This window comes from Sphingobacterium kyonggiense (genome assembly GCF_039536825.1).
Classification (GTDB): domain Bacteria; phylum Bacteroidota; class Bacteroidia; order Sphingobacteriales; family Sphingobacteriaceae; genus Sphingobacterium; species Sphingobacterium kyonggiense.
Genome location: NZ_BAAAZI010000004.1, coordinates 16,775 through 40,442, shown reverse-complemented (window position 1 = coordinate 40,442; position 23,668 = coordinate 16,775). Strand labels below are relative to the sequence as shown.

General features: G+C 50.0%; 26 protein-coding genes. 24 read left to right on the top strand and 2 right to left on the bottom strand.

Going from position 1 to position 23,668, the window contains the following annotated elements:
* The first annotated feature begins 6 nt into the window (after positions 1 to 6).
* The 11 genes from ABD676_RS01300 (at position 7) to ABD676_RS01250 (ending at position 12,810) form a co-directional block, all read left to right on the top strand.
* Positions 7 to 594 carry an RNA polymerase sigma factor gene (locus ABD676_RS01300; RefSeq protein ID WP_344672865.1) on the top strand — a complete coding sequence of 196 codons (588 nt, stop codon included), beginning with the start codon at positions 7 to 9 and terminating at the stop codon, positions 592 to 594.
* Positions 595 to 740: 146 nt separating this feature from the next.
* Positions 741 to 1,961, top strand: coding sequence for a FecR family protein (locus ABD676_RS01295; RefSeq protein WP_344672864.1), 1,221 nt, complete (start codon positions 741 to 743; stop codon positions 1,959 to 1,961).
* Between the two features lie 129 nt (positions 1,962 to 2,090).
* Positions 2,091 to 5,498 carry a TonB-dependent receptor domain-containing protein gene (locus tag ABD676_RS01290; RefSeq protein ID WP_344672863.1) on the top strand — a complete coding sequence of 1,136 codons (3,408 nt, stop codon included), beginning with the start codon at positions 2,091 to 2,093 and terminating at the stop codon, positions 5,496 to 5,498.
* A gap of 22 nt (positions 5,499 to 5,520) precedes the next feature.
* The gene (locus ABD676_RS01285; protein ID WP_344672862.1) at positions 5,521 to 6,339 is read left to right on the top strand and encodes a hypothetical protein; all 819 of its coding nucleotides are present in this window, start codon (positions 5,521 to 5,523) and stop codon (positions 6,337 to 6,339) included.
* A gap of 91 nt (positions 6,340 to 6,430) precedes the next feature.
* Positions 6,431 to 6,790 (top strand): hypothetical protein, encoded by a 360-nt coding sequence (locus tag ABD676_RS01280; RefSeq protein WP_344672861.1) that lies wholly within the window; start codon positions 6,431 to 6,433, stop codon positions 6,788 to 6,790.
* Positions 6,791 to 6,997: 207 nt separating this feature from the next.
* The gene (locus ABD676_RS01275; protein ID WP_344672860.1) at positions 6,998 to 7,915 is read left to right on the top strand and encodes a helix-turn-helix transcriptional regulator; all 918 of its coding nucleotides are present in this window, start codon (positions 6,998 to 7,000) and stop codon (positions 7,913 to 7,915) included.
* Between the two features lie 202 nt (positions 7,916 to 8,117).
* A complete protein-coding gene (locus ABD676_RS01270) occupies positions 8,118 to 8,963 on the top strand; it encodes an RteC domain-containing protein (RefSeq protein ID WP_344672859.1) in 846 nt (281 codons plus the stop codon).
* A 141-nt stretch (positions 8,964 to 9,104) separates the two neighbouring features.
* Complete coding sequence (locus ABD676_RS01265) at positions 9,105 to 9,617, top strand: hypothetical protein (RefSeq protein ID WP_344672858.1); 513 nt, start codon at positions 9,105 to 9,107, stop codon at positions 9,615 to 9,617.
* Between the two features lie 100 nt (positions 9,618 to 9,717).
* Positions 9,718 to 10,008 (top strand): DUF4134 domain-containing protein, encoded by a 291-nt coding sequence (locus ABD676_RS01260; protein ID WP_344673445.1) that lies wholly within the window; start codon positions 9,718 to 9,720, stop codon positions 10,006 to 10,008.
* Between the two features lie 22 nt (positions 10,009 to 10,030).
* A complete protein-coding gene (locus ABD676_RS01255) occupies positions 10,031 to 10,354 on the top strand; it encodes a DUF4133 domain-containing protein (RefSeq protein WP_344672857.1) in 324 nt (107 codons plus the stop codon).
* Positions 10,354 to 12,810, top strand: a complete 2,457-nt coding sequence (locus ABD676_RS01250) for a TraG family conjugative transposon ATPase (protein WP_344673444.1) — start codon at positions 10,354 to 10,356, stop codon at positions 12,808 to 12,810. The genes ABD676_RS01255 and ABD676_RS01250 overlap by 1 nt, the downstream gene beginning before the upstream one ends.
* Before the next feature lie 58 nt (positions 12,811 to 12,868).
* Here ABD676_RS01250 and ABD676_RS01245 read toward each other — a convergent pair whose 3' ends face one another.
* Together ABD676_RS01245 and ABD676_RS01240 are read right to left on the bottom strand one after the other, a co-directional pair.
* Positions 12,869 to 13,327: a PIN domain-containing protein gene (locus ABD676_RS01245; RefSeq protein WP_344672856.1), complete on the bottom strand. Its 459-nt coding sequence runs from the start codon at positions 13,325 to 13,327 to the stop codon at positions 12,869 to 12,871.
* Positions 13,317 to 13,553: a UPF0175 family protein gene (locus ABD676_RS01240; protein ID WP_344672855.1), complete on the bottom strand. Its 237-nt coding sequence runs from the start codon at positions 13,551 to 13,553 to the stop codon at positions 13,317 to 13,319. The genes ABD676_RS01245 and ABD676_RS01240 overlap by 11 nt, the downstream gene beginning before the upstream one ends.
* A 40-nt stretch (positions 13,554 to 13,593) precedes the next feature.
* Between ABD676_RS01240 and ABD676_RS01235 the strand changes: the two genes are divergently transcribed.
* From ABD676_RS01235 to ABD676_RS01175, 13 genes are all read left to right on the top strand, one after another.
* Entirely contained in the window at positions 13,594 to 13,971 is a 378-nt protein-coding gene (locus tag ABD676_RS01235; protein WP_344672854.1) for a hypothetical protein, read from the top strand.
* Between the two features lie 149 nt (positions 13,972 to 14,120).
* Positions 14,121 to 14,804 (top strand): conjugal transfer protein TraI, encoded by a 684-nt coding sequence (locus ABD676_RS01230; protein WP_344672853.1) that lies wholly within the window; start codon positions 14,121 to 14,123, stop codon positions 14,802 to 14,804.
* Positions 14,797 to 15,489, top strand: a complete 693-nt coding sequence (locus ABD676_RS01225; protein WP_344672852.1) for a hypothetical protein — start codon at positions 14,797 to 14,799, stop codon at positions 15,487 to 15,489. The genes ABD676_RS01230 and ABD676_RS01225 overlap by 8 nt, the downstream gene beginning before the upstream one ends.
* A complete protein-coding gene (locus tag ABD676_RS01220; RefSeq protein ID WP_344672851.1) occupies positions 15,467 to 16,114 on the top strand; it encodes a TerB family tellurite resistance protein in 648 nt (215 codons plus the stop codon). Before ABD676_RS01225 ends, ABD676_RS01220 begins: the two co-directional genes overlap by 23 nt.
* Positions 16,111 to 17,322 (top strand): conjugative transposon protein TraJ, encoded by a 1,212-nt coding sequence (gene traJ, locus ABD676_RS01215; protein WP_344672850.1) that lies wholly within the window; start codon positions 16,111 to 16,113, stop codon positions 17,320 to 17,322. The genes ABD676_RS01220 and traJ overlap by 4 nt, the downstream gene beginning before the upstream one ends.
* Before the next feature lie 20 nt (positions 17,323 to 17,342).
* The gene (locus ABD676_RS01210) at positions 17,343 to 17,774 is read left to right on the top strand and encodes a DNA N-6-adenine-methyltransferase (protein ID WP_344672849.1); all 432 of its coding nucleotides are present in this window, start codon (positions 17,343 to 17,345) and stop codon (positions 17,772 to 17,774) included.
* Positions 17,775 to 17,785: 11 nt separating this feature from the next.
* Positions 17,786 to 18,412, top strand: coding sequence for a conjugative transposon protein TraK (traK, locus tag ABD676_RS01205; RefSeq protein WP_344672848.1), 627 nt, complete (start codon positions 17,786 to 17,788; stop codon positions 18,410 to 18,412).
* The gene (locus tag ABD676_RS01200; RefSeq protein WP_344672847.1) at positions 18,409 to 18,633 is read left to right on the top strand and encodes a hypothetical protein; all 225 of its coding nucleotides are present in this window, start codon (positions 18,409 to 18,411) and stop codon (positions 18,631 to 18,633) included. The genes traK and ABD676_RS01200 overlap by 4 nt, the downstream gene beginning before the upstream one ends.
* Before the next feature lie 13 nt (positions 18,634 to 18,646).
* Complete coding sequence (traM, locus tag ABD676_RS01195; RefSeq protein ID WP_344672846.1) at positions 18,647 to 19,708, top strand: conjugative transposon protein TraM; 1,062 nt, start codon at positions 18,647 to 18,649, stop codon at positions 19,706 to 19,708.
* A gap of 2 nt (positions 19,709 to 19,710) precedes the next feature.
* Positions 19,711 to 20,766 (top strand): hypothetical protein, encoded by a 1,056-nt coding sequence (locus ABD676_RS01190; RefSeq protein ID WP_344672845.1) that lies wholly within the window; start codon positions 19,711 to 19,713, stop codon positions 20,764 to 20,766.
* A 21-nt stretch (positions 20,767 to 20,787) separates the two neighbouring features.
* Entirely contained in the window at positions 20,788 to 22,086 is a 1,299-nt protein-coding gene (locus ABD676_RS01185; RefSeq protein WP_344672844.1) for a hypothetical protein, read from the top strand.
* 65 nt (positions 22,087 to 22,151) lie between these two features.
* Positions 22,152 to 22,376 (top strand): histone H1, encoded by a 225-nt coding sequence (locus ABD676_RS01180; RefSeq protein WP_425565260.1) that lies wholly within the window; start codon positions 22,152 to 22,154, stop codon positions 22,374 to 22,376.
* 609 nt (positions 22,377 to 22,985) lie between these two features.
* Positions 22,986 to 23,570, top strand: a complete 585-nt coding sequence (locus tag ABD676_RS01175; RefSeq protein WP_344672843.1) for a hypothetical protein — start codon at positions 22,986 to 22,988, stop codon at positions 23,568 to 23,570.
* The last annotated feature ends 98 nt before the right edge of the window (positions 23,571 to 23,668 follow it).

Here is a 23,668-nt window from a genome sequence, read left to right as displayed (position 1 = left end):
TCCGACATGGCAAAACAGGAAACAGACAAGTACATACAGCAATGGCTGAAAGGCGACGAACAGGCCTTCCGTCATGTCGTGGACGGCTATTTCCACCAGATGTCCGCCTTTGCGCTGCAAATGGTACAGCATCCCGAAGATGCCGAAGAGCTGGTCATGAATGCCTTTCTGAGGCTGTGGCAGCACAAGCACCGCATCGTCTACGTGTCACGGCCGGAAGAATACCTGTTCGGCATCCTGCGCCGGGAAATCGTGGCACATGCCCGCAAGCGTGTCCTGCTGACCGAACCTCTGGACAACATCGAACCGGAGGATCTGGGAACGGTGGCACACCCGGAGCTGGGCATGCAGGAACTCCGCAGCAAATACCAGGCGGCATTGGACAAGCTTACCCCCCGACAGAAAATGGTGTTCCGCCTGAGCCGGGAGCAGGACCTCAGCCAGCAGCAGATTGCCGACAATACCGGCCTGTCCGTCAACACGGTGGGCAATCACATGAATGCCGCCCTGAAAGTTTTCAGGGAAGAATTCAAAGAATGCCCCTCTGCCTTGCTTTTATTCGCATGCAGCAGCCTTACAGCCCTGTTTCTGTAGGGAAAACCATCCCTTCTTTGTGTTAACCCCATATTAACTATTCTGGCTGAATATTAATAAATCATGAAATCTCACTTTTCATATAGTGGCTGGACAGCGTTTTTGCATTGTTTATAGTAGAAGGCAGATGGTACTGCCTCAGAACAATGGATAAAATGACCCGACCACCAAAAGAAATACTGCTGCGCTACTTCAGGGGAGCCTGTCAGCCCCATGAACAGGAGCTGGTAGAACTCTACCTGTCCATGGATACAGACAAGGACTATATAGAGGCCTGCATAGCCGAAGCATGGGATCAGTTACCGGCCCGGGAGGACACCAGCCCGGACGGCCCCGGACTGGAAAAATTCATGCGGGAATTTGAGCAAAGGAAAAAGACGGTCATACAGCTCCCTCCCGATCACGGGGCAGTCCACGGCAGCAGGTTCAGGCCGGCAGTCTGGATGAAGGTTGCCGCAGCGGTCTTGCTGCTGGCCGGGGGTATTGCTTTGCTTACCTACAAGACGAATGTCCACACGCCCGCTGCGCAGCTGGCACAGCAGGAAGCTATCCTTCCCGGCAGCGAAAAAGCGGTGCTTACCCTTGCCGACGGATCTACGGTTTCACTTTCAGAAGCCAAACGCGGCGAGATAGCCCTGCAGGAAGGCCTGGCGGTAGAGAAGACCGCAGACGGGGAAATCGTTTACCGGGCAACCGGTACAGCCGCGATAAAACCCGGTGCTTTCAATAAGGTCGCCACACCCAAAGGCGGGCAATACCGCATCACCCTGCCCGACGGCTCGGTAGCCATGCTCAATGCCGCATCCTCGCTCAGCTACCCGGTACATTTCGGCGAAAAAGAACGCCGTGTAAAAATGACCGGGGAAGTGTACTTCGAGATAGCCAAAGCAACCGGCAGCAACAACAAGCGCATCCCTTTCTTTGTGCAGACCGAAAAACAGGAAATAGAGGTATTGGGAACGGTGTTCAATGTTAATGCCTACGCCGATGAAGCCCATCAGCTGACTACACTGGTAGAGGGCAGCGTCCGGCTCAAATCGGAAATAGACAACAGCTACACCGTACTGAAACCCGGTGAACGGGCGGCCGTTGGCACCTCGGTGATGGTATCCCCGGCAAATATAAAGCAGGAGCTGGCATGGGTAAACGGCAATTTTGTGTTCCAGCGGGAAGCGCTCGGCAGCATCCTGCGCAAAATATCCCGCTGGTACGACCTGGAAGTAGCATGTCCGCCCGAGCTGGCGAATATCACCTTTACCGGAAAGGTCTCCCGCAGCCAACCCCTGTCTGCCGTGGTAGCCATGATTGCCGCTACCGGAAAAATAAATGTACAGCTTAAAGAAAGGAGGATCATCGTGACAAAGTAATTACCTCCCAAAGCGATGACCTCTGAAAAAAAAGAGGCGAAGATGCTCGAACATCTCCGCCGGATAATTAAGGTCGTCTGAAAAAATGCGTGAACAAGTTTAAAAACAACAAAATTATCAGACAAAAATATGAAATATTCATGGGCAGGCAAGCCTGCCAGCGAAAACCGGTATGAATTCATACCGGCAGCACCAAAAAAATTAAAAATAACAATCAATTTTTATCAGCTCATACGTGTGATGAAACTTACCATAATACTGATGACCTGTTTTATGATGCAGCTGAGTGCTGCTACCTATGGGCAACGCCTCTCAATCAACAAGCAGAATGTCTCTCTGGCAGTTATTCTGGAAGAGATAAGCGAAAAAACAGGATATGATTTCTTTTACGATGCGGAAATCTTTGATGCCGCATCAAAGGTTACGGTCAATGTCAGCAATGCGGATATTGATAAAGTACTGTCGCTTTGCTTTTCCAACCTGCCTTTTGATTATACGGTCAACAATAAGATTGTGACCATCAGGAAGGTTTCAAATGCTGTGACAAAAGGAGCTGCACCCAAAGCCACCCGCCAACAACCCGGCCGCATCAGCGGCAAGGTGGTAGACGACCGTGGAGAGCCCCTACCCGGTGCATCCGTAAAAATTGTACAGACCAACCAGGCCGTACAGAGCAGCGTGGACGGAACATACAATTTCAGCCTCATGCCCGGCAGCTACACCATAGAAGTAAGCTATATCTCGTTTCAGACCAAACGCATTACCGAAGTAGAGGTAAAGGCCGGACAGGCTACCGACCTCAACATTGTACTGAACCCTGCCACCAATGAACTCAGCCAGGTAGTGGTGACCGGAGACTACAAAAAAGAAAGCGTTGCCGGACTGTACGCTCAACAAAAGAATGCAGCGAGTGTGACGGACGGTATCTCTTCCGAACAGATTGCCCGTACACCCGATAACAATATTGGGCAGGTACTCAAAAGGGTAAGCGGTGTGACCACCGTGGACAACAAGTATGTCGTGGTTCGTGGATTGGGCGACCGCTACAACCAAGCCATGGTAGATGGCGTTGTACTGCCCAGCACCAGCATGAACCGCAGGAATTTTTCCTTCGATGTAGTACCGCAGGAGCTGGTCAGCAGCGTGGTGGTCAACAAAACCGCTACGCCCGATATGTCGGCAGAGTTCTCCGGCGGGCAGGTCATCGTTAATACGATGGATATACCTACCGAAAACTTTACTACCCTGACCATTGGCTCCGGGATGAACACCCAAAGCACCGGAAAGAATTTCTATACACTTGGCGAACGCAAGGGTGCTGACTACCTCGGCCTGAGCAACCATCGTAAGGAACCTGCCGGACTACAATCGTGGTATTGGTACACGAATGGACACACCCCACCGTTAGGACCAAATGGCAACTATCCCGCTACACCGCCTTCCGGATATACGGATTGGAACGATGTACCGCTGACGCCCGGCTCCGACATTCCCTACACCAGCTTAGATGCTATTGCACAGAGCCGGAAGCTGAATGCCGCCGACTTGCGTGTGGCAGATTACAAGGCCATCCCTTTTTCGAATGCCCGTCTATCGTTGGGACGTGTGTATGACCTCAACAACAACCTGCGCTTTGGTTTTTCAGGTGGTGCTACCTACCGCAACCAGCAGACCATAGTAACGTTCAACAATGTGAGGGGGCAGGAAGCGAGTACCAATCACATGGAAAGTGAAGAAAACAATCCCGGTACATCCTATCGTTTTAACAGCACCATCGGTGCGGCACTGAACATGGGCTTGCAGGGCACCGGCTTTAAGATTGTGCTAAAAAACATGTACTCCCATATTTTTCAAGACCAGTTTAACGAGACCTACCGCATCAACTATGGTGCAAGCAACGAGGCGAAGTATCGTGAACTGTTTCAAGACCCGCAGGCTACCGCAGTATGGCAGCACAAACTGGAGGGGCAGAACCTATTGGGCAGTACCGGCGTGAAGCTGGACTATACGCTGGGGCTTACCCGTATTAAGCAACAGAACCAAGACCAGCGCAGGATGAAATACAGGCGCTCGGAAACTATTGGCGGTGTAGACTACTTTCAGACCCCAAATATCTATACCCCCAACCGTCTGGACAGTGACTATGATTACCGCATGTGGACGGACGTAAAGGAAACCGATTACAACTGGGGATTGTCTTTCAGCAAAGACTTTACGCTGGGCAACCGCATCAAGAACACCGCTAAGCTGGGCTACAGCGGCTGGAACAAACAACGTACCCTAAGCGTCACCAAGCTGATACCCTTTACCAGTTTTCAGGATAACCTCAATCCTATCGAGGGATTGTACAGCGATATCCTATCAGCAGACCGTGTGGGCGCAGAAAAAGGACAGGCCTACTATTGGGCAGATAACCTGAACGGCCCTGCGTTTGATGGCAGCATGGCAACACATGCACCCTACCTGATGTTAGACCAACGTTTCTTCGAGAAGCTGCGCCTGGTATATGGCTTAAGGGCAGAGCATTACAACCTTGCCAACAGACAGGAGGAATATATTAAACGCAGATTTGGGGAAATAGACAATAACTGGGCTTTATTCTCTACCACAGGAGAGAAAGACTGGCGCTTGCTGCCCTCTGCCAATCTTACGTATAGCCTTACCCCGCAGATGAACGCCCGTTTGGCATACAGCAAGACCGCCATCCGCCCCGATTTCAGGGAAAGCGGCTACTTTGGCTTCTACGATTTTGAACTGGACGCTAACATCAGCGGCAGACAGGTGGTATCTACCATTGTGGACAATTTCGACCTGCGCTACGAATGGTATCCATCCGCCGGGGAAATTATTTCCATATCGGGCTTTTATAAAAAGATGAAAGACCCTATCGAACTGGTCTTTGTGCAGGATGGGCAGTATCGTTTTCAAAATCAGTATGCAGCCAAAAACTATGGCGTGGAAATGGAAGTCCGCAAATCGTTGGGTTTTATCGCCGATAAGCTCTGGCTGCACAACATCACTTTGTTCGGTAACGGAACGCTGCTGAAATCAAAGGTAGAGGTACAGGATGTACCCATGCCGGGCGAAAACCGGGAAACCGAGCGCTATCCCGAATTGGACAGACCCTTGTACGGGCAGGCTCCGTGGGTTATCAACGGCGGTATTGCCTGGCAGGATGATATTTTCGGCTTCACGGCAAGCTATAATAAATCCGGACACCGCAGCAATACCATCAACTTAGATCCTGCATCAGTGGAATACGAAAAAGGGCGCAATCTGCTGGACGTACAGGTAAGCGCCCGACTGTTGAAAAGGAAAGCAGAACTGAAACTGGATGTAAGCAACCTGCTGGATGAGTATATCCTTTTCTACCAGAACATCAATGCGTATGAACACGATGACCCTAATGCGACAGGAGCTCCCATGAAACTTAAAAATGGCAACACCACTGCCTATGAGCGGGAAAATGACGACCGTGTAACCTACCGGGCAAAGACCGGAAGAAATATATCGCTCTCATTTACTTACAAATTTTAAGAACTAATAAAACAAAAAAGATATGAACATAAAAATAACCAAAGGGCTGTCAATACTATTGCTGCTGGCGCTTAGTTTCGCAGGTTGCGAAAAAGGAGATTATACCGAACCCTATACTGAATTTGGTGAGGTGTATTTTGATGCAAGCCAAACAGCAAGCTATCAGACAGGTCATCTTAAAATAAAGTACAATGGTAATTCGATTGAGATACAAAGTGGTACTAATGGCCGTGTCCGTGTGCCCCAAGGTGAAGGGAAATTTGAATTTTACGATGAAAGGACGGGCGAGGTGTTAGGAGGAAAAACGGTAAATATCATTCCCGCAAGTCCCGAAACGTTTAACCTGTTTCAGCCTACCGAAACTGATCCGATAGCTTTTCTCGATCCTAATGGACAAGCAGATGAAGAAGCCGCTCCGGCGGAATTTATGAGACTTAAGATTGCAAATTATGCTGGAGATTTATTGCCTAAGGATCTTGATATTGTAGTGCTTGGGTTAAATATGAACTTCGAAACTGTAGAATTGGCAACTTTGGAATCTGTATCAAACAACATAGGAGAAGAACAATACAGACAGATCCCTACAGGGGGAAGCGATATATTAGCCTACACTTTTAAATTTAGGGATAGGAAAACACAGGAATTTGTAAAAATGCATGGCGGCGAAGACTATTGGAGCCAAAACTTCTTTTTGTATCCGGATATGATTTCTCCCTATCCAGAAAAACGAGTTTACACTATTTATCTTAGATCAATTGAACAATGGGGAGAGCATCCTCTTTTTATAAAATTAGGAGATAAATATTACGAAATATCTCCTGAAATATTATATGCTAATTAACAGCCTCATATGGCGAAGGAATGCTGGGTTGGTTAAGTGGGAAAGGTTCTTGTGCCTTATAAGATGATAACAACACAACAATAAAACAACATTGAAAGCCATCAGCAAGCGACAGCACCAGGCATTAATAGCCGCTCTGCAACAACTAAAGGAGTTGTCGGTATCTTCTTCCAACTTTTCCAAAGTTCCGAACTTTGGAAAAGTTTCGGAAGAAGCTGCTTTGTCCGCTGATGGCTTTTTACCCTACATTCAGTCACTAAGCGAACGGTTCAGTCATTACGAAGCACTGCTTTCCCAACTGGCAGATTGCATTGCAGAGTATGAAGCCCTGCACAAAGAAGTAAGGGTAAACGTGGTAGCACCGGTGCTAAGGCAGGTAAAGAAAGAAACCCGCATTTCGCAGCGCAGAAAAGAGCAATACCGCCTGGCGGTGGAGTATGTGACGGTATAGAATTTTACAGAAGACAGAAAGATAAAGACATGAACACAACGATATTGATTATTTCGCTGATACTACTGGATGCTTTGCTGTTCTGGTACTCGCTGCACCTGGACAGGCGTATACGCAGGGAGTTTGGTGTAAACATCAACCTGTAACTTTTTATTTTTTACTTTCTACTTTCTACTTTTCACTTTGACAACAATAGGCTGTACACAGATGCACCCCGCCACATTGGCGGCCATCATCATCGAACTTATTATATTGGGCGCACAGGCTGCACTCTACCTGCAACGCCCCCACGACAGGACAAGGTTGGGGTATATCATCCTTTTGTTGCTCCTGCTCGGGTTTAACTTCGTAAATGGACTGCTGCCCAATCCGGGCTACGCTTTGCCCATCTATGTCCAGCACATCATCGTCAACACGTTCGGGTTTATGATCGTGTCCTATTTCCCCTTTTATTTTTACCGGTTTTTCGGTCTGGAGAAACTCCGCTTCCTCGCCGTTTATGGCGTACCCCTCTTTCTCCTGCTTCCATACTTTTCTTTTTTCGTTGTCGGCCTTTCCATCCACGAGGACATTGCATATACCCACCGTTACGGTTATATCGTCCCCACGGTCTATGCCTTGGTGCTGTTGGCAGGCATCGGCAGAGCCATCCGCTTTGCCTACCGTGAACACCGCAACCGGCACCTGTTCACCGAAGAACTGGCGGCATATATAGCCATCATGCCCTGGGCGTTTCTGGCTCCTGTCGTGTATTTCGGCTGGGGGCAGCTCACCGAAACGCTGTTTACCAATCTGGGTTTCCTTGGGCTCAGCGTATTTTTGCTGTACCGGTCGCTCAACTATGAGCTTGCCGAGAAAAGGGAGCTTGCTGAACTGCGTGAAATGGGAATGGCACATGCGCCTTACTTTGAGGAAAACTGTGTGCATTATGGTTTGAGCGGGAGGGAAAAAGAGGTTGCGCAATATATCCGCCAGGGACTGCGCAACAGGGAAATTGCCGACAGGCTTTTTATTGCCGAAAGTACGGTCAAGAAGCATATCGAAAACATGTTCCATAAGACGGGGGCAGCTGGCCGTATGGAGCTGGTACACGTATTGGTGTACAGCATTTCCCATGAAAAATAGCGGTTAAACGTTACCTTTTCTACATAAGGCGTACAATAACCATCCTAAAGACGTATTGACACCTGTGCCGCCTTAGCCGAATTTTGCTCTCTTCATCAATGCGCAGACCTATGAAACATAGCTACCTTTTCCCTGTCCTGCGGCGAGAAATGGATTAAGGACAAATACATCATACCGGACAGGGTTTACTAAAATCCGGACTATGATAAAGAAATTCAGCGACGGAGAATTTATCCGGCTCAGGGACGGCCTTGCAGATATTGCGGCCCGGCAGGAGCCTGCACATATCAGGCTGGCCGATGAGCTGGCCTGTATTGCCCATTCCATAGACGAACTTGACGGTTTCGTTGGAAAAAACGGTTTTGCCGGCCTCTGCCAGGAGATCGACTACTACAAGAATATCTATCCCACCTTCCAGAGCCTCTATGTCTATCAGGCCAGTCTTTACCGGCTGGAAGCCAGCCTGCCGGACTGGGACAAGCGTTCCCTGAAGAAATTTTACCGGGAACGCCAGCAGCGTTTGCGGCAGGAAGTGGAGAGCGAACACATCCATTACACTTATTTCAAGCTCGGTGCGGACGATCTGGATGACCTGTATTTCAGGAAAGACCCCGGACGCTGCAGTGTGCTGATGCCCGTCCTTATCGAACCGCTGGCCTATAAGGCTGCGCCCATGAGCTGCCTTTTTGCCCGTTTCCGTGCCGCAGAGATGCTCTATAGCCATATCGAGGGCAGGTTGCAGGCACTGCAGCCTGTAAAAGAGGGCAAACCACGCAGAAAAGTGCAGTGGACAGGGCCTGTTATCCACCTGATCGAGCTGGCCTACGGCATTTACCTCAACGCACAGGTCGAGGGCGGCAATATCGGTATCGTGGAGTTCTTCGGGCTGCTGGGCGAGTTCTTTGGTGTCAACCTGGGTATCCCCAAAAAAGGCTTCGATGACCTGAAAAAACGCAAACGCCTCAGCAAAACGCACTTTACCGACCAGATGCGGGAGAAACTGCTGCAACAGATGGACGACGAGGACATATGGAAGCCCGGAAGCTGATTTTTAAAACCGCTTTTCGGAGTGTTTCGGGGCTGTTTTTCCAGCTAAATATCCCATATGGGATAAGAAGTTTTGCGATCTGGCAAACTTTGCTTCCGTCAATCCTGTCGTAATGGAGCGGCAGGTAAAAACGAATGCAATATGTTACAACAATTCACATGGCAGCAATTTTTGCTTGTCGCACTGCTGCTGGCGGTAGCCTGGTATGCAGTGGTCATCCTGCTGTACTACCGGAACGGGGTGAAAAAACTGTTTTCCCGACAAAGGCAGCCGGAGCCTCTGCGCAGGGAATGGGACGAAGAAATCGGGCAGCCCGGGGAGGAAACGCTGATGGGCAGTACCCGGCAGCCCGAGGGCGTAAGCAGCGTAGCGATGGACGAACTCCGCTTTTCAGCTAAGGAGGAAGATCCGGATGCCGGCCGAGACATCCGGTTAGGCGAGGTTCCCGATGTGCTGGAGGAACTGAAGACCATTTTCCGCATCCTTGAAAAAGAGGATGGTACCAAAGAAGACTTTATCTCGCTGTTTGCGCTGGTCAGTGCCAGATACCCGCAGATCAAGGGTACGCCGTCGCAGCAGGCACTGAACGGGTATATCCGGGAGCATGTACTTTTTCCTGTCTCGGACGAGGAACTCGACCGGCTCTGGGAGTAATTCAAATCTACACCCTCTAAATCATCTGTGCAACCCTAAAAAAAAGATCATGAACAACACCAATAATCCCAAAAAACAACAATTTGCCAGACTGCTGCTAATGGCCTTCACGCTCTGTGCATACCATTTACTTTCCACGCTTGCCCTGTTCGCCCAGGACGGAAACGCGGGCATACAGGAAGCCACCAACAAGGTAAAAGGCTACTTCGACACCGGCACCGACCTGATGTATGCCATCGGTGCAGTGGTCGGTATCATCGGGGCCATAAAAGTTTTTAACAAGTGGAATGCGGGAGAACCCGATACCAACAAGGTGGCCGCCGCATGGTTCGGTTCCTGTATCTTTTTGGTAGTCGTGGCAACCGTACTCAAATCGTTCTTCGGCATTTAACAGGTCTCAAATCTAATATCTCATGTCTTCGATATATCAGATCAACAAGGGCATCAACAAGCCCATCGAATTTAAGGGCCTGCGGGCGCAGTACATCGGCTATCTGGCCGTGGGACTGGTACTGCTGCTCATCGGCTTTGCCGTTCTCTACATTTCAGGACTAAGCCTACTGGTTATCCTGCCGCTGATCCTGGGCCTGGGTTCAGGACTGTTCTTTACCGTATTCCGGCTCAGCCACCGCTTCGGCCAGTACGGGCTACTCAAATACTTCGCCAGACGCAGCCTGCCCCGCTACCTCAAGTTCAGTTCAAGAAAAATATTCACCGCATTAACAAAGGACAGATGATGATCGAAATCGAAAAAATAATGCCGCTCAGCAAGGTGGAACACCGGGCCATCGTATCGGCGCAGGGCGACATCACCATTGCCTATGAAGCCCGCCTTCCGGAAATCTTTACCCTGTCGGCACAGGATTACGAAAGCTATCACCAGGCGATGGTCAAGGCCATCCGCGTACTGCCCCGGCACAGCATTTTCCATAAACAGGACTACTTTACCCGGAGCCGGTACAAAGCTGAATTTCAACAGGACACTACTTTTCTGTCCGGTTCCAGCGACCGCTTTTTTGACGGCAGGCCGTACCTGGACCACCGCTGCTATTTCTTCCTGACCAAAAAGCCCTCCGGCCGTAAATTAGCTTCATCGGCCTACAGCAATATCCTGCGCAAGTCCATTGTGCCCCGGCAGACCGTTGACCCGGCACTGTTCAGTGATTTTATGGACAGTGCCGGCCGTTTCGAGCGTATCCTGAAGGACAGCGGATTTGTCAGCCTGCGCAGGCTGTCCGATGAGGAACTGGCGGGAACCCGTAAAATGCCGGGCATCATCGAACAGTACGCCTTTCTGTTGGGAGCCGGTGAAAAGCCGGTGCTGAAGGACATCCACCTGAAAGACGGAATACGTGTCGGTGACAGCCATTGCCAGCTTTTTACCCTGTCGGACGTGGAAGACCTGCCCGCCCTGTGCGGCAGCCGCATCAACTATGAGAATTACAGCACCGATAAGACCAAATTCAGTATCGGCTTTGCTTCCACATTGGGGCTGCTCCTGGACTGTAACCATATCCTGAACCAGTACGTGTTCATCGGCGATGCCCAACAGACCCTGAAAGGGCTGGAAAAGAAAAGGCTCCGCCTGCAATCCCTGTCCGCCTATTCGCGTGAAAATGCCATATCAAGGGATGCCACAAGCGATTTTCTGAACGAGGCGATCAGTGCCCAGCGGCTGCCGGTCAAGGCACATTTCAATGTACTGGCCTGGACAAACGATGCCGGGGCTTTACAGGAGATCCGTAACAAGGTAGGCTCGGCAATGGCGAAAATGGATGCCACCTGTAAACAGGAAACCGATGGAGCGCCGCAGATCTGGTGGGCAGGCCTGCCCGGCAATGCAGCAGACTTCCCCATGAACGACACCTTTGATACCTTTCTGGAGCAGGCTGCCTGCTTTTTCAATCCCGATGCCAATTACCGTTCCGATGCAGAAGGTATCCGCTTTGGTGAACGGCTGTACGGTGCACCGGTATGGGTCGACCTGTTCGATCAGCCCATGAAGAACGGTACGGTCACAAACCGCAATCTGTTTGTCTGCGGTGGTAGTGGCGGGGGAAAGTCCATGACCATGAACCACATGCTGCGCAGCCTGTACGAGCAGGGAACCCACTGCGTCACCATCGACATTGGCGGGAGTTACAAGGGACTTTGCGACCTGCTGGGCGGTTACTACTTTATCTATACCGAGGAAAACCCCATCCGGTTCAATCCCTTTTACCTGACCGCTGGCGAGGTGCTGGACACCGAGAAAAAGGAAAGTTTGAAATCGTTGCTGCTGGCACTCTGGAAAAAAGAGGACGAAACGTTCCGGCGCAGCGAGTACGTCGCCATATCCAACGCCATTACGCTGTACTATGCCGACCTGGCGGCCAATCCCGAAATCTTTCCCTGCTTCAATTCCTTTTACGACTTCCTGATGGAAAAGTACCTGGTGGTATTGAAAGACGGGGACGTGAAGGAGCGGGATTTTGACATCGGCAATTTTTTATATGTGCTGAACCCCTATTACAGGGGTGGTGAATACGATTACCTGCTGAATGCCAGGGAAAACCTGGACATGCTGAACGAGCGCTTTATCGTGTTCGAGCTGGACAATGTAAAAAACCATCCGATCCTGTTCCCTGTGGTGACGCTCATCATTATGGAACTCTTTATTTCCAAGATGCGCAAGCTGAAGGGGCAGCGCAAGATACTGGCCATTGACGAGGCATGGATAGCCATTGCCAAGTCCGGTATGGCGGAATTTATAAAGTATCTCTATAAAACGGTCAGGAAATTCAACGGTATCGCCGCGCTGATTACCCAGGAAGTAGAAGACCTGATCAGTTCCCCCATTATCAAGGAAACGGTCATCAACCTGTCCGACACCAAGCTGCTACTGGACATGCGCAAATTCATGAACAAGTTTGACAGATTGCAGGAGGTGATGGGCATGTCCGACAAGGCCAAGATCCTGCAACTTTCCGTCAACAGGGCGAACGAACCGGGCCGGAACTATCGCGAACTATTGATAGACCAGGGCGGGCAGGTGATGAAGATCTACCGCTACGAACCCTCTACGGAAGAATACCTGGCCTATTCCACCGAGGAAAGCGAAAAGATCAGGGTACAGCAATACGCCGAAAAGTACGGCAGCATGGAAAAGGGCATTGCCGTACTGGCGCAGGAACTGCGAAGCGGCAAACAGTAAGGCGAAAACCGCCATACGTTCTTTGAATTATCGGGTAAACAGGACAGAAAAGCGATGGTTATTCGCCGGCATCCTTTATGATCTGGACGAACAGCCATTCGGAGAGCCTGAAATTAGTCTGGCGGATACGGTCCAGATAGGTCCTGACAGCAGGAATAACACCGGTGCGCTTGGCCTCAAGGATCACGCCCACCGTTCCGGTAATGTTCAGTTCCAGCTGATGGGCAAATTTCCGCCCCTGTGCATCATCGAGAATAAGCAGATCGGCCTTTATCTCCGCAGCAAGAGCCATTGCGCTGGCTTCGCCGATGTCGACGGTTTCGGCATAGTCATAAAGGAGCTCACGGTTCTGAACGGGCAGTACATGCACCCAGTCGGGAAGCCTTTTGCCGTATTCGGCCGCAATTTCCGGAGTGGTGATAACCTCGCTGTACAACGCATGCAGCAGTTGCAGGCCGTCTATTTTATCCAGCGTGATAAAGCAGCTGGCATCCGTGATGACAATCTTATTGCGCATGGGATTTTCTAAAGGCTTCAAGGTCTTCAGCAGCACCCTGGTCAAGGAAATGTATGCCGTACCGGATAAGGGTTTCCGCAAAATCCCACTTTTTCATGCCGGCCATTTCAGCAGCCTGGCGCAAAGTCAGTTTACCCGCTTCGTACAGCTTGGCCGCAAGGAACCTGACGGTTTCCTCACGCTCCTTTTCGAGCTTTTCCGGCACCTGTATCGTTAACGTATTCATGCTATAAAGTTACGGAATTTTTAAAACATAACATAAACAAATGGAAATGACAACACAACATGCAACAATCTTCGCGGTGGCCGTCCTATGGATGACCGCCTGCACCACCGACAAGACAAGGCAGTTTATTCCCGGTACCTATGTAAACAGTGCCGGTGGTGAGTACAGCGTGGCAGATGATACACTGGTCATCGAACCCGCAGAAAGCAACAACTACGTCATTGACCGGAAAACAGGCTTCAATATCATCAGGGACGGCAAAAAGGGAAAGCGAGAATATGAAACCGAAAAGTGGCAGGCAATCTACGATGAGGCCACCAGATCCCTGACCGAAACCCGGTTGGGAAAAAGCATTACGTTTTACCCCAGCAGCAACAGCCTGCGGGTCGGTACAAGGGAGTATAACAAGATCAATTAAATCACCACAATATGGATAATCACAAAACGATCGATGTAACCGAGCTTGCGAGCTCATCGAAGATAATCCCTTACATCGGTGCAATCAAAAGATATATGAAAACCCCGTCAGGGTTCTTCATATCCATTAAAAAACAAATTAAAAATACTATGAAAAAGTACATGGTCGTCCTGCCCATGAGTGCCATGACGCTGTTTGTCGCCCTGCCCACCGGGGCAAACGCACAGATTGCCGTACTGGAAGTCATCAAGGCAGGCGTTAAAAAAGTCATCAAGGCCGTTGACCTGAAGGTACAGCGGTTGCAGAACGAAACGATATGGCTGCAAAATGCGCAGAAGGTACTGGAAAACCAGCTTTCCAAGCTCAAACTAACAGAAATAGCCGACTGGACGGAAAAGCAGAAACAGCTTTACAGCGAATATTACGAGGAACTCTGGAAGATCAAGTCCGCCATTGCCTATTACCGGCGCATCAAAGACCTGACCGAAAAGCAGGTAGCCATCGTGGACGAGTATAAATGGGCATGGGGGCTGTTCAATAAGGACAAGCATTTCAAACCGGAGGAACTGCAATACATGGAAACGGTGTATTCGGGCATACTGGATGCCAGCATCAAAAATTTGGACCAGATCCTTTTGGTAGTGAACAGCTTCAAAACGCAGATGTCCGATGCCCAGCGGCTGGAGATCATCAATGCCGCCGCAGACCGGATGGATGAAAATTATTCCGACCTGAAGCGGTTCAATGCGCAGAATATCCAGTTAAGCATCCAGCGGTCAAGCTCACTGGACGAAACAGCCACTTTAAAAGAAATCTATGGGATCAATGAATAAAGCAAACCGAAAGGCCGGACAGATCAGGACAAAAGCCAGGCGTTTGCTGGCCTACGCCCTGTTGACCGCTCTGGCATCCGCTGCCGCAGCAGGCGTACAGGCGCAGACCTTTGCCGAGTTTTTCAGCCAGAAGAAAAAGCAGAAAGAATACCTGCTCACACAGATTGCAGCCTTGCAGCTTTATATAGGCTATGCCAAAAAAGGCTATGACATCGTGGGCAGCGGCATCAATACCGTAAAAGACATCAAAAATGGGGAATTTGGCCTGCACAGCGCTTTCTTTGGTTCACTCAAAGCGGTCAGCCCGGTCATCCGCAACAACAGCAAGGTAGCGGAAATCATTGCCCTGCAACTGGCCATCAGCAAAAGTCTTAACGGCATGAAGGGCAACAGCTTCTTATCCGCCGATAACCAGCGGTACATTGCATCGGTCAGGGCAAACGTACTGGACGAATGTGTCACAGACCTGGAGGAACTGCTTTTGGTCATCACTTCCGGTAAAGTGGAGATGACCGAGGACGAGCGCATTAAACGGCTGGACAGGGTATATGACGCCATGCGGGACAAATCGGCATTTACCCAACATTTTACCGGTCAGGTGCAGGCACTGGCCGCACAGAAATCACGAGAACAGCAATCCATTAACCATATCAGGAGGCTCTATGAAAACACTGAAAATCAATAAAAAAATACCCGTTATAGGCTTTTTGCTTTTCGTTCTGTGCTTTCCGCCGAAAGCGGACGCACAGACACAGGAGGTCATGCAACTGCTGCTGAACGTGGAAAAACTCAGCCAGCTAAAGAACATACTGGAGGATATGAAAAAGGGGTGCCAGATCGTCAGTACCGGATATAATGCGGTAAAGAACATTTCGCAGGGCAATTTCAGTTTACACGAAACCTTTATTGACGGGCTGATGCTGGTCAGCCCCGAGGTCAGAAAATACCACAGGGTGGCGGGCATTATCGCCTGTCAGAAGGATATAGTAAGTGAGTACAAAAGTGCCTTTGACCGCTTCAAAGCGTCAGGCACCTTTAATGCCGGTGAACTGGATTATCTGGGAAAGGTGTACGGCCAGCTATTCGAGCAGAGCGTAAACAATCTGGATAACCTGCTGACCGTCATTACCGCTTCGCAGCTCAGGATGAGCGATGACGAGCGGTTGCAGGCCATCGACCGCATTTTTGCCGATACACAGGACAAGCTTGTTTTCCTGCGCAGCTTCAACAGCCAGGCCAGCATCCTGCATCTGCAAAGGCTGAAAGAAAAAAACGAGATACAGAACCTTCAAAAGATTTATCAGCCATGAAACAAACCATAAAAAAATACAGCCTTTTTGCCGGTCTGCTCTTGCTCGTCCTGCTTCCCGGACTTACCCATGCCCAGGGCATAGCGAGTGAAATTAGCGGTATGCAGGCCGAACTGGACAAGGTGTACAGCCAGATGCTGCCCCTCTGCTCCAAGCTCATCGGCGTGGCACGAGGCATAGCGGGGTTTGCCGCCCTCTGGTATATAGCCAGCCGGGTATGGCGGCAGATTGCATCCGCCCAACCGGTGGACTTCTATCCCTTATTGCGCCCCTTTGCGTTGGGCCTTGCCATTATCGCCTTTCCTGCGGTCATCGCCCTGATGAACGGCGTATTGCAGCCGACGGTTTCGGCAACCGGCGCAATGGTCAGTGACAGCAATAAAGCCATTGCCGTTCTGCTCAAACAAAAGGAAGAAGCCGTGAAAAATTCCAAACAGTGGCAGATGTACGTCGGCGAGGACGGTAGCGGCGACCGGCAGGCCTGGTACAAATATACGCACCCCAAAGATCCCGAAGGCCGGGACGAAGGTTTTTTCGAGGGCATCGGCAACGATATGAAGTTCTGGGCCGAAAAACAGTCCTACAACTTCCGCAATTCCATCAAGCAATGGCTCAGCCAGGTACTGGAGGTACTGTATGCTTCGGCTGCACTGTGCATCAACACTATCCGGACATTCTTTTTAATAGTACTGGCCATATTGGGGCCGCTCGTATTCGGCTTTGCCGTGTTCGACGGTTTCCAGCATACGCTCACCGTCTGGCTTGCCCGCTACGTCAACATCTTTTTATGGCTGCCCATTGCCAATATATTCGGAAGCATATTGGGAAAAATACAGGAGAATATGCTCAAACTCGATATTTCACAGATCGGTGAGCAGGGCGACACCTTCTTCAGCTCCAGTGATACGGCATACCTTATATTCCTGGTCATCGGTATCGTGGGCTACTTTTCCGTACCGAATGTCGCCAACTACGTGGTACACGCCGGAGGCGGCAATACCATACTGGAACGTGTCAACAGCATCGTGAGCAATACCACCTCGATGGTGTCGCAGGCCGATACAAAATCAAGGGGAATGCAGGCCGACATGCTGGGAGACGGCTACCGTACCCTTACACAGGGCTTTTCCGGTGCCGGCAGCAAGGATTACTTCCCCGATAAGTCCGGCGGCTCACAGCACCAGCACAACAAACTGTCCGGTAAGTAATATTTAAAACAAACAGCATCATGTTAAACCAAAGTCTATTTAGCTCTAAGCGCCTTGATTGGGAAACACCGTACTGCTTCTTTAAAGAACTGGACGATGAGTTCCATTTCACGCTTGACCCTTGCTGCGTACCCGAAACCGCCAAATGTGCGAAATATTATACGCCAAAAGAGAATGGATTGATACAGGACTGGCAGGGCGAGCGGGTATTCTGCAATCCGCCTTACGGAAGGCAACTGGTGGAATGGGTTATAAAATGCCAGAAGGAAGGCAGTAAGTCCGGTACGCTGGTGGTCATGCTTATCCCTGCCCGTACCTGTACTGCCTATTTCCATAAATACATCTATAAAACAGCACAGGAAATCAGGTTCATCAGGGGACGTATCCGGTTTGTCGGAGCCCAATGGCAAGCCCCTTTTCCTTCCATGCTGGTCATCTATAAAACGATATAAAACCAAAAAATATGTTCACACAGTTCAAAAATATAGACACCGCCTTCAGGCACATTAAAACGTTCAGTATCTTCCTGATACTGGCCAATGTGCTGACGATGGGCTTCTGCATCTATAAAAGCTATGACATTGTTGACAGGGCGCAGAACCGCATACATATCCTGTACAACGGCAAGGTACTGGAAGCCATCGCTTCGGACAGGAAAAGCAACCTGCCCGTCCAGCTCCGCGACCATATCAAGACCTTCCACCAGTATTTTTTTACGCTCAGCCCGGATGACAGGGCGATACAGGCGAACATATCCAAAGCCCTGTATTTAGCGGACGAATCGGCCAAAAAACAGTATGACAACCTACGGGAATCCGGCTATTACAACAACCTGATCTCCGCCAACGTATCACAGGATATCGAGGTGGACAGCGTCCGACTGGACATCGACCAATATCCCTACACCTTTACCTGTTACGCCACCCAAAAGCTGGTACGGGCAAGCAGTACGGCTACCCGGAAGCTCGTCACACAGGGACAGGTCAGGGATCTGAAGGCGCAGACGGACAACAATCCCCACGGCTTTCTGGTACAGGGCTGGGAAGTGCTTTCCAATCAGGATACAGACCCTAAAACCTTGCAACGATGAAATTATTCAGGAAAAACAAAGCGGACGTTAACCCCAAACGGGAAGAACTGGCAGGCCGGATCGCAGGGCGCATTATCGGTACCCAATCACGATTGGCCGCCTACCTGAACAGCAGGACAAGGCATTTAACCTGTAGGAGGAAACTGCTGCTGCTGATCGTATTCTGCCTGCTGTTTGCTGCTGCCAACCTCTGGCTGCTTATCGGTTCAATTACTCATTAATCATAAAAATACAATGGAAACAAAAGAAAAAAACACCAAAAAACTGCTGCTGGCACTGCCGGTACTCATCCTGCCATTTCTGGCGCTGGCCTTTTATGCGCTGGGCGGTGGCAAGGGCAGCTCCAATGCACAGGATCAGCAAGTTAAACAGGGCATCAATACCAGCCTGCCGGATGCGGCTTTTAAGAACGAAGACCCGCTGGACAAATTGAGCCTGTACGAACAGGTCAGGCGTGAGCAGGCCGGTAAGCCCGACAGCCTGCCCGTTTCGGTTACCGAGCAGGGATTTACTTCAGCTGGCCAGCCGGACCCGAATGAGCAGCGTATCAATGAAAAACTGGCACAGATCGGTGCCGAGATCAACAGGCCCGTTTCCGCACCGTCTGAAGTTTACAGGCCGCAATTACAATCCCATGCAACAAACAACGGTATCGGCAGTGACGTGGACAGGCTGGAAAAGCTCATGCGCACCATGCAGGAAGAAAAGGGCGAAGACCCCGAAATGACACAGCTCAATGATATGATGGACAAGATACTGGCCATCCAGAACCCCGAGCTAATGCAGCTGCAAAGGGCAAAACAGCCGGTAGCCGAAGCCGACAGCCAGTTCCGGGCAATACCTGCCCAGATTGTTAAAAAGCAGAAGGCGGTACAGGGGGCAAGTATCAGACTGCGACTGCTGGACACCGTGACCCTCAATGGGCATCTTATTCCCAAAGGTCATGAGATCACCGGCTCCTGCCGCATCACCAACCAGCGCCTGCTGCTGGATATCAAAAATATCCGCCTGGGCACCTCGATCATTCCGGTTGACCTGACCGTCTATTCGCCCGATGGCATGGTGGGCATCAATGCGCCCGAAGCGGAACTGGCAGACGCGGCGGGTATGGGCGCCGATGATGCGGTGCGCAGTATCGGCCTATATGGTATCGACCAGAGCATCGCCACGCAGGTAGCCGGGGCAGGGATTGATGCTGCCAAAAACCTGTTCAGCAAAAAGATCAGGAAAGTCAAAGTGAAACTGGAAGCGGGTACAGCAGTACTCCTGCGCAATAACCAGCTTAAAACCCGGTAATTATGAGGCAGGACGTGAACAGAGCCGAACAGCTCTGGAAAAACTGGGAGGAAAAGCAGAAGAGGCTGGAAAGCCTTGCCGGACTGGGCAGCGAAAGCAACAGTATGATCGGGAAGCTGAAATATGATTTTCTGCGTCAGGGGCTGTACCGCTTATCGGTGAACCCATCGGAAAAGGAACAGCTTTACCTACACGTGATCCGTTCGGTGACCGCCAGACTGGAAAAACAGCTTTATCCCAATCCGGTTATCCGTACCCTGCACCGCCTGAAAGTACTGCTCCATGACAGACCCGCCCACCTGAAAATGTTTGAAAGGCAGAAAGCGGAAAATATGGAGCAGCTTACCACACAGCTTAAAACATCGGGTTTCGCTTCCTTCACCGGAAAGCTGGACAATTACCTGGACTACGAACGGGCACAGATCAGCATCCCCATGACCACGCAGCTTGCGGACAAGGGAACTATGGATATTATCCTGAAGCTGGAACGTGACCGGACAGGGCATTACCGTTTTACCGAATATCAGGCCGGTCTGTACAGAGACGGCTCCATGCAGTGCAGCTACACCTTTCCGGCAGAAGGCAAGGTAACAGCGATTGAAGCCGCAAATTTACTGGAAGGCCGGCCGGTCAGCAAAAGCTACCGGACAGCGAACGGCAGCATTGCACAGAAATGGGTGCAGCTGGATTTCAGGGAAAACGGGTCGAAACTCATAGAATTTCATGCCGGTTACGGCTATGACCTAAAAAAGGAAATCATGGCTGTTGCCAGTGGCCTGGGCGTGGATGGACTGGGTAGGGATAAGATCATCAGGGATTTGGAAGCAGGAAAACTCATTGCAATGGAAGTGCCGGACAAAGGCCGGTATTATCTGCATGCCAATCCTGCGGACCGTTCGGTAAGTGTGCTGGATGCCGGCAAAAGACCGGTAGCGCTTTCAGAACTTTTAAAGGAGGTCAAAGAGGGAAAAGCCGCTGCTATCCGCTCTGAAGTAAAGCTGCACAAGGTACAGGAAAACCACCGGGCACAGGATCAGCCCCTGAGCGTTGGTATATGATAATATTAAAAATAAAAAGCCATGTCACAATTGGTAGGTAAACCGGAAATGGCCGGGGAATTACGGGAATATCTGGAGCAGCAGGCTGCCAAAGGCCATGAATGGGTAGTCTATGATACCGATAACCCGATCAACACCAGGTATGACCTGCATTGCTTTCCGGATGAGGAGGAAGCCTTCGATTTCGAGCGGGAATACCAGCAGCTATTCAACTGGCATCAGGCCGTTCCCATCGGAGACATGATCTTTAACCTGAAAGAACTGGAGCAGGCATCAAGGGGGATAGCTGTAAATAACCCCGATTTAGTATTAAAAACGATAAAAGCTATGAACAAAAACAATTTAGACGATCTGAAAAACGAACTCAAGGAGCTTCGCTTTCCAAAAAAGGTGATCGAGGAAATGGAAAAACACATGGAAAAAAACCTGTCGGAGTTTCAGCTCCGTCACCAGCAGCCCGGCGACAAAGGGCAGGTAGATATGCTGCTCCATTTCCGGCAGTCTGCACAGTCGGACTATTATTACTTCAATAAATACAACATCACCCTCAATAATGCCAAGCCGCTGGCCGAGGGACACCAGTACCTGGTAATCTCACCCGGCGAAAAGGATAAGCAGATGATGCGAAGGTTTGATACACCGCATGAGGCCATTGCCTATTTCAAGGAGCAGAAAGGCAGCAGCGAACTGGCCGTAGGCAAAATAGATAAAAAGGAACTGGCCTTTAAGACCACGCTGGCCACAATGGAGAACGACAAGGTGAACTTTGTGTCCAAAGATTTCAGCAAGGTCTTTTATACCCCTGCGGTGACACAGACGGTCTATGTAGAAAAAGGAAAGGGGTTTACCGCCGAACAGTCCGCTAATATGTTGCAGGGCAGGGCCGTTCACCGGGACGACATGCTCAACCTGGGCGGCCAGACCTACAAGGCATGGCTCGAACTGGACTTCAAAAGCCCCAAAGACCGCTTCAATAATTACAAGACCAAGCAGTACCATGACCCTTCCTACGGCTTTGACCTGCAAAAAACACTGGACAGGTACCACATCAAAGAACTCGCAGACCCCGGCAAGCGGGAAAAACTGGAAGAGACCATCCGTAACGGCAACCGTCCATTTGTGACCGTTGTTAAAAATGGAGAAGAAGTAAAGATGAGGGTTGTGGCCGCTCCCCGTTACGGTGAACTGAACTTCCATGCCGAGAACGGCAGACCGGAAAAAAGGGAACAGTTTATGACCCCGAAAGCCCATGAACAGCTTTTGGCCAAAAACAAGGGCAAAGAAAAGGAACTGGCAGAAAGCCAGGGCATAAGTATCTGAACAGGATTTTTTGGGCGATAAATCAAATAATGCATAAATTCATTCCGCTAAAAAAATTAAACATCATGGAAACCGCCGCAGGCAGCTTCCATACCACTAAAAAAAATAACATCATGGAAAACTTTCAAAAAGTAAAGGAACTGGTAGCCTCAATCGAATCGGATGCCGAAAAATTCTATAACAGGGCAAACAATGCCGCAGGGACACGTTTGCGCAAGGGTTTACAGGAATTAAAGGTACTCGCTACCGAAATCAGGAAAGACGTAACCGAAAGGAAAAACAGTAAGTAGGTTTGTTTTACCGTTTTTATAAGGGTCTGGACTTTTGTTCAGGCCCTTTTTTATGCTGCTACAGATTATGCTGTCAGCTAACCCGAAAAGTTCGACACCCCGGATTATCGCAGCAGGTGCAGCCGTTGCCTCGTTCCTCGTTCAACAGCTTCCCTGCACTGGGCATAAGCAGCCTCGTTCCTCGGCCGCCTATGCTGATTGCCACTTTATAATCCTTTCAACGGTTTGCCAAGCCTGTTTAAAAAGCTCCCCCAGTACTTTTTGGTAGCAAATTTCTCAACAATCCCCGATCTGGTCAAGACGGCTCCTTCGTCGCTGGTTTTTGAAAAAAAATCTCCATCCCCTGCGGGGTAGTATTTTTTTTCAAAAAGCCTTGCCCTGCTCTGGGATTGGTTTAGGTGCGGGTGCCTATCAAAAAGCCCGGAGGCCCTGCCGACGGACTTTCAAAAGAAACAGCATTATGGAAGCACCCAAAGGCAGAAGCCCACCCACAGACACCATGCACAGCATAGCGGACAGTCCGCAGGATGCACAGCGATTTTGCACCCCCTGCCCATATCGGGCAGGTCATAGAACACATTTTTAATCATTTTTTTTAATAGAAATATCATGAAAACGACAGTAATCGGAAACGGTAAAAATACCGCAAAAACAGGAAATACGAACGTAACAGCGAACACCAAAGCAGAAAGCGGAAGCACAGCAAAAAAGGTAAACGGTCTGCCCCTTAGCAAGGAATTTGACGGCAAGGCAAAGGACGAAGCCAAAAAAGCGGAAGTTCCTGTACAGGCAGAACAGCCCAAAGCACAGGAGACAGTACCCACCGCAGGAACGGTAGAACCTAAAGCGGAACCTACCAAAGCGGAGGTAAAGGAACAGGTAAAAGAAAAAACAATCCTTAACCTTGAAAGCACCCTGAAACTGGTTGAGGAACTGCACCGCCGTAAAATCCAACGTGATAAGCTGCTTAACACCATTGATACGCTGGAAGCGTTCGAGGTAGCGCAGTTGGACGATGCGGAGGAAACCGACAGCAACCCCTACCAACGCTGTGAACTGACTATTGAGGACGATGACCGCAGGAAATTTGTAACCAAAAATCCGTACATCATCCAAAAGGTAGCCGAGTACATCAATGGGCTTTGCCTTGACAGGTTAGCCGAAATCGAGGGCGAAATTATTATCCCCTCATAATTCAGCAATGCCCCTGTCACGAACAGGCAGGGGCATTTATTCCGTTCATTAAAATTTTTCAGCACATGGAACAGGCATTTTTGGAATATCTCGACCAA

What these genes read in the sequence shown, in the direction of transcription:
- ABD676_RS01300 (WP_344672865.1), top strand. Translation starts at nt 7, where the DNA reads ATGGCAAAACAGGAAACAGACAAGTACATACAGCAATGGCTGAAAGGC.
- ABD676_RS01295 (WP_344672864.1), top strand. Translation starts at nt 741, where the DNA reads ATGGATAAAATGACCCGACCACCAAAAGAAATACTGCTGCGCTACTTC.
- ABD676_RS01290 (WP_344672863.1), top strand. Translation starts at nt 2,091, where the DNA reads ATGAAATATTCATGGGCAGGCAAGCCTGCCAGCGAAAACCGGTATGAA.
- ABD676_RS01285 (WP_344672862.1), top strand. Translation starts at nt 5,521, where the DNA reads ATGAACATAAAAATAACCAAAGGGCTGTCAATACTATTGCTGCTGGCG.
- ABD676_RS01275 (WP_344672860.1), top strand. Translation starts at nt 6,998, where the DNA reads ATGCACCCCGCCACATTGGCGGCCATCATCATCGAACTTATTATATTG.
- ABD676_RS01270 (WP_344672859.1), top strand. Translation starts at nt 8,118, where the DNA reads ATGATAAAGAAATTCAGCGACGGAGAATTTATCCGGCTCAGGGACGGC.
- ABD676_RS01265 (WP_344672858.1), top strand. Translation starts at nt 9,105, where the DNA reads ATGTTACAACAATTCACATGGCAGCAATTTTTGCTTGTCGCACTGCTG.
- ABD676_RS01260 (WP_344673445.1), top strand. Translation starts at nt 9,718, where the DNA reads ATGGCCTTCACGCTCTGTGCATACCATTTACTTTCCACGCTTGCCCTG.
- ABD676_RS01255 (WP_344672857.1), top strand. Translation starts at nt 10,031, where the DNA reads ATGTCTTCGATATATCAGATCAACAAGGGCATCAACAAGCCCATCGAA.
- ABD676_RS01250 (WP_344673444.1), top strand. Translation starts at nt 10,354, where the DNA reads ATGATCGAAATCGAAAAAATAATGCCGCTCAGCAAGGTGGAACACCGG.
- ABD676_RS01245 (WP_344672856.1), bottom strand. Translation starts at nt 13,327, where the DNA reads ATGCGCAATAAGATTGTCATCACGGATGCCAGCTGCTTTATCACGCTG.
- ABD676_RS01240 (WP_344672855.1), bottom strand. Translation starts at nt 13,553, where the DNA reads ATGAATACGTTAACGATACAGGTGCCGGAAAAGCTCGAAAAGGAGCGT.
- ABD676_RS01235 (WP_344672854.1), top strand. Translation starts at nt 13,594, where the DNA reads ATGGAAATGACAACACAACATGCAACAATCTTCGCGGTGGCCGTCCTA.
- ABD676_RS01230 (WP_344672853.1), top strand. Translation starts at nt 14,121, where the DNA reads ATGAAAAAGTACATGGTCGTCCTGCCCATGAGTGCCATGACGCTGTTT.
- ABD676_RS01225 (WP_344672852.1), top strand. Translation starts at nt 14,797, where the DNA reads ATGAATAAAGCAAACCGAAAGGCCGGACAGATCAGGACAAAAGCCAGG.
- ABD676_RS01220 (WP_344672851.1), top strand. Translation starts at nt 15,467, where the DNA reads ATGAAAACACTGAAAATCAATAAAAAAATACCCGTTATAGGCTTTTTG.
- traJ (WP_344672850.1), top strand. Translation starts at nt 16,111, where the DNA reads ATGAAACAAACCATAAAAAAATACAGCCTTTTTGCCGGTCTGCTCTTG.
- ABD676_RS01210 (WP_344672849.1), top strand. Translation starts at nt 17,343, where the DNA reads ATGTTAAACCAAAGTCTATTTAGCTCTAAGCGCCTTGATTGGGAAACA.
- traK (WP_344672848.1), top strand. Translation starts at nt 17,786, where the DNA reads ATGTTCACACAGTTCAAAAATATAGACACCGCCTTCAGGCACATTAAA.
- ABD676_RS01200 (WP_344672847.1), top strand. Translation starts at nt 18,409, where the DNA reads ATGAAATTATTCAGGAAAAACAAAGCGGACGTTAACCCCAAACGGGAA.
- traM (WP_344672846.1), top strand. Translation starts at nt 18,647, where the DNA reads ATGGAAACAAAAGAAAAAAACACCAAAAAACTGCTGCTGGCACTGCCG.
- ABD676_RS01190 (WP_344672845.1), top strand. Translation starts at nt 19,711, where the DNA reads ATGAGGCAGGACGTGAACAGAGCCGAACAGCTCTGGAAAAACTGGGAG.
- ABD676_RS01185 (WP_344672844.1), top strand. Translation starts at nt 20,788, where the DNA reads ATGTCACAATTGGTAGGTAAACCGGAAATGGCCGGGGAATTACGGGAA.
- ABD676_RS01180 (WP_425565260.1), top strand. Translation starts at nt 22,152, where the DNA reads ATGGAAACCGCCGCAGGCAGCTTCCATACCACTAAAAAAAATAACATC.
- ABD676_RS01175 (WP_344672843.1), top strand. Translation starts at nt 22,986, where the DNA reads ATGAAAACGACAGTAATCGGAAACGGTAAAAATACCGCAAAAACAGGA.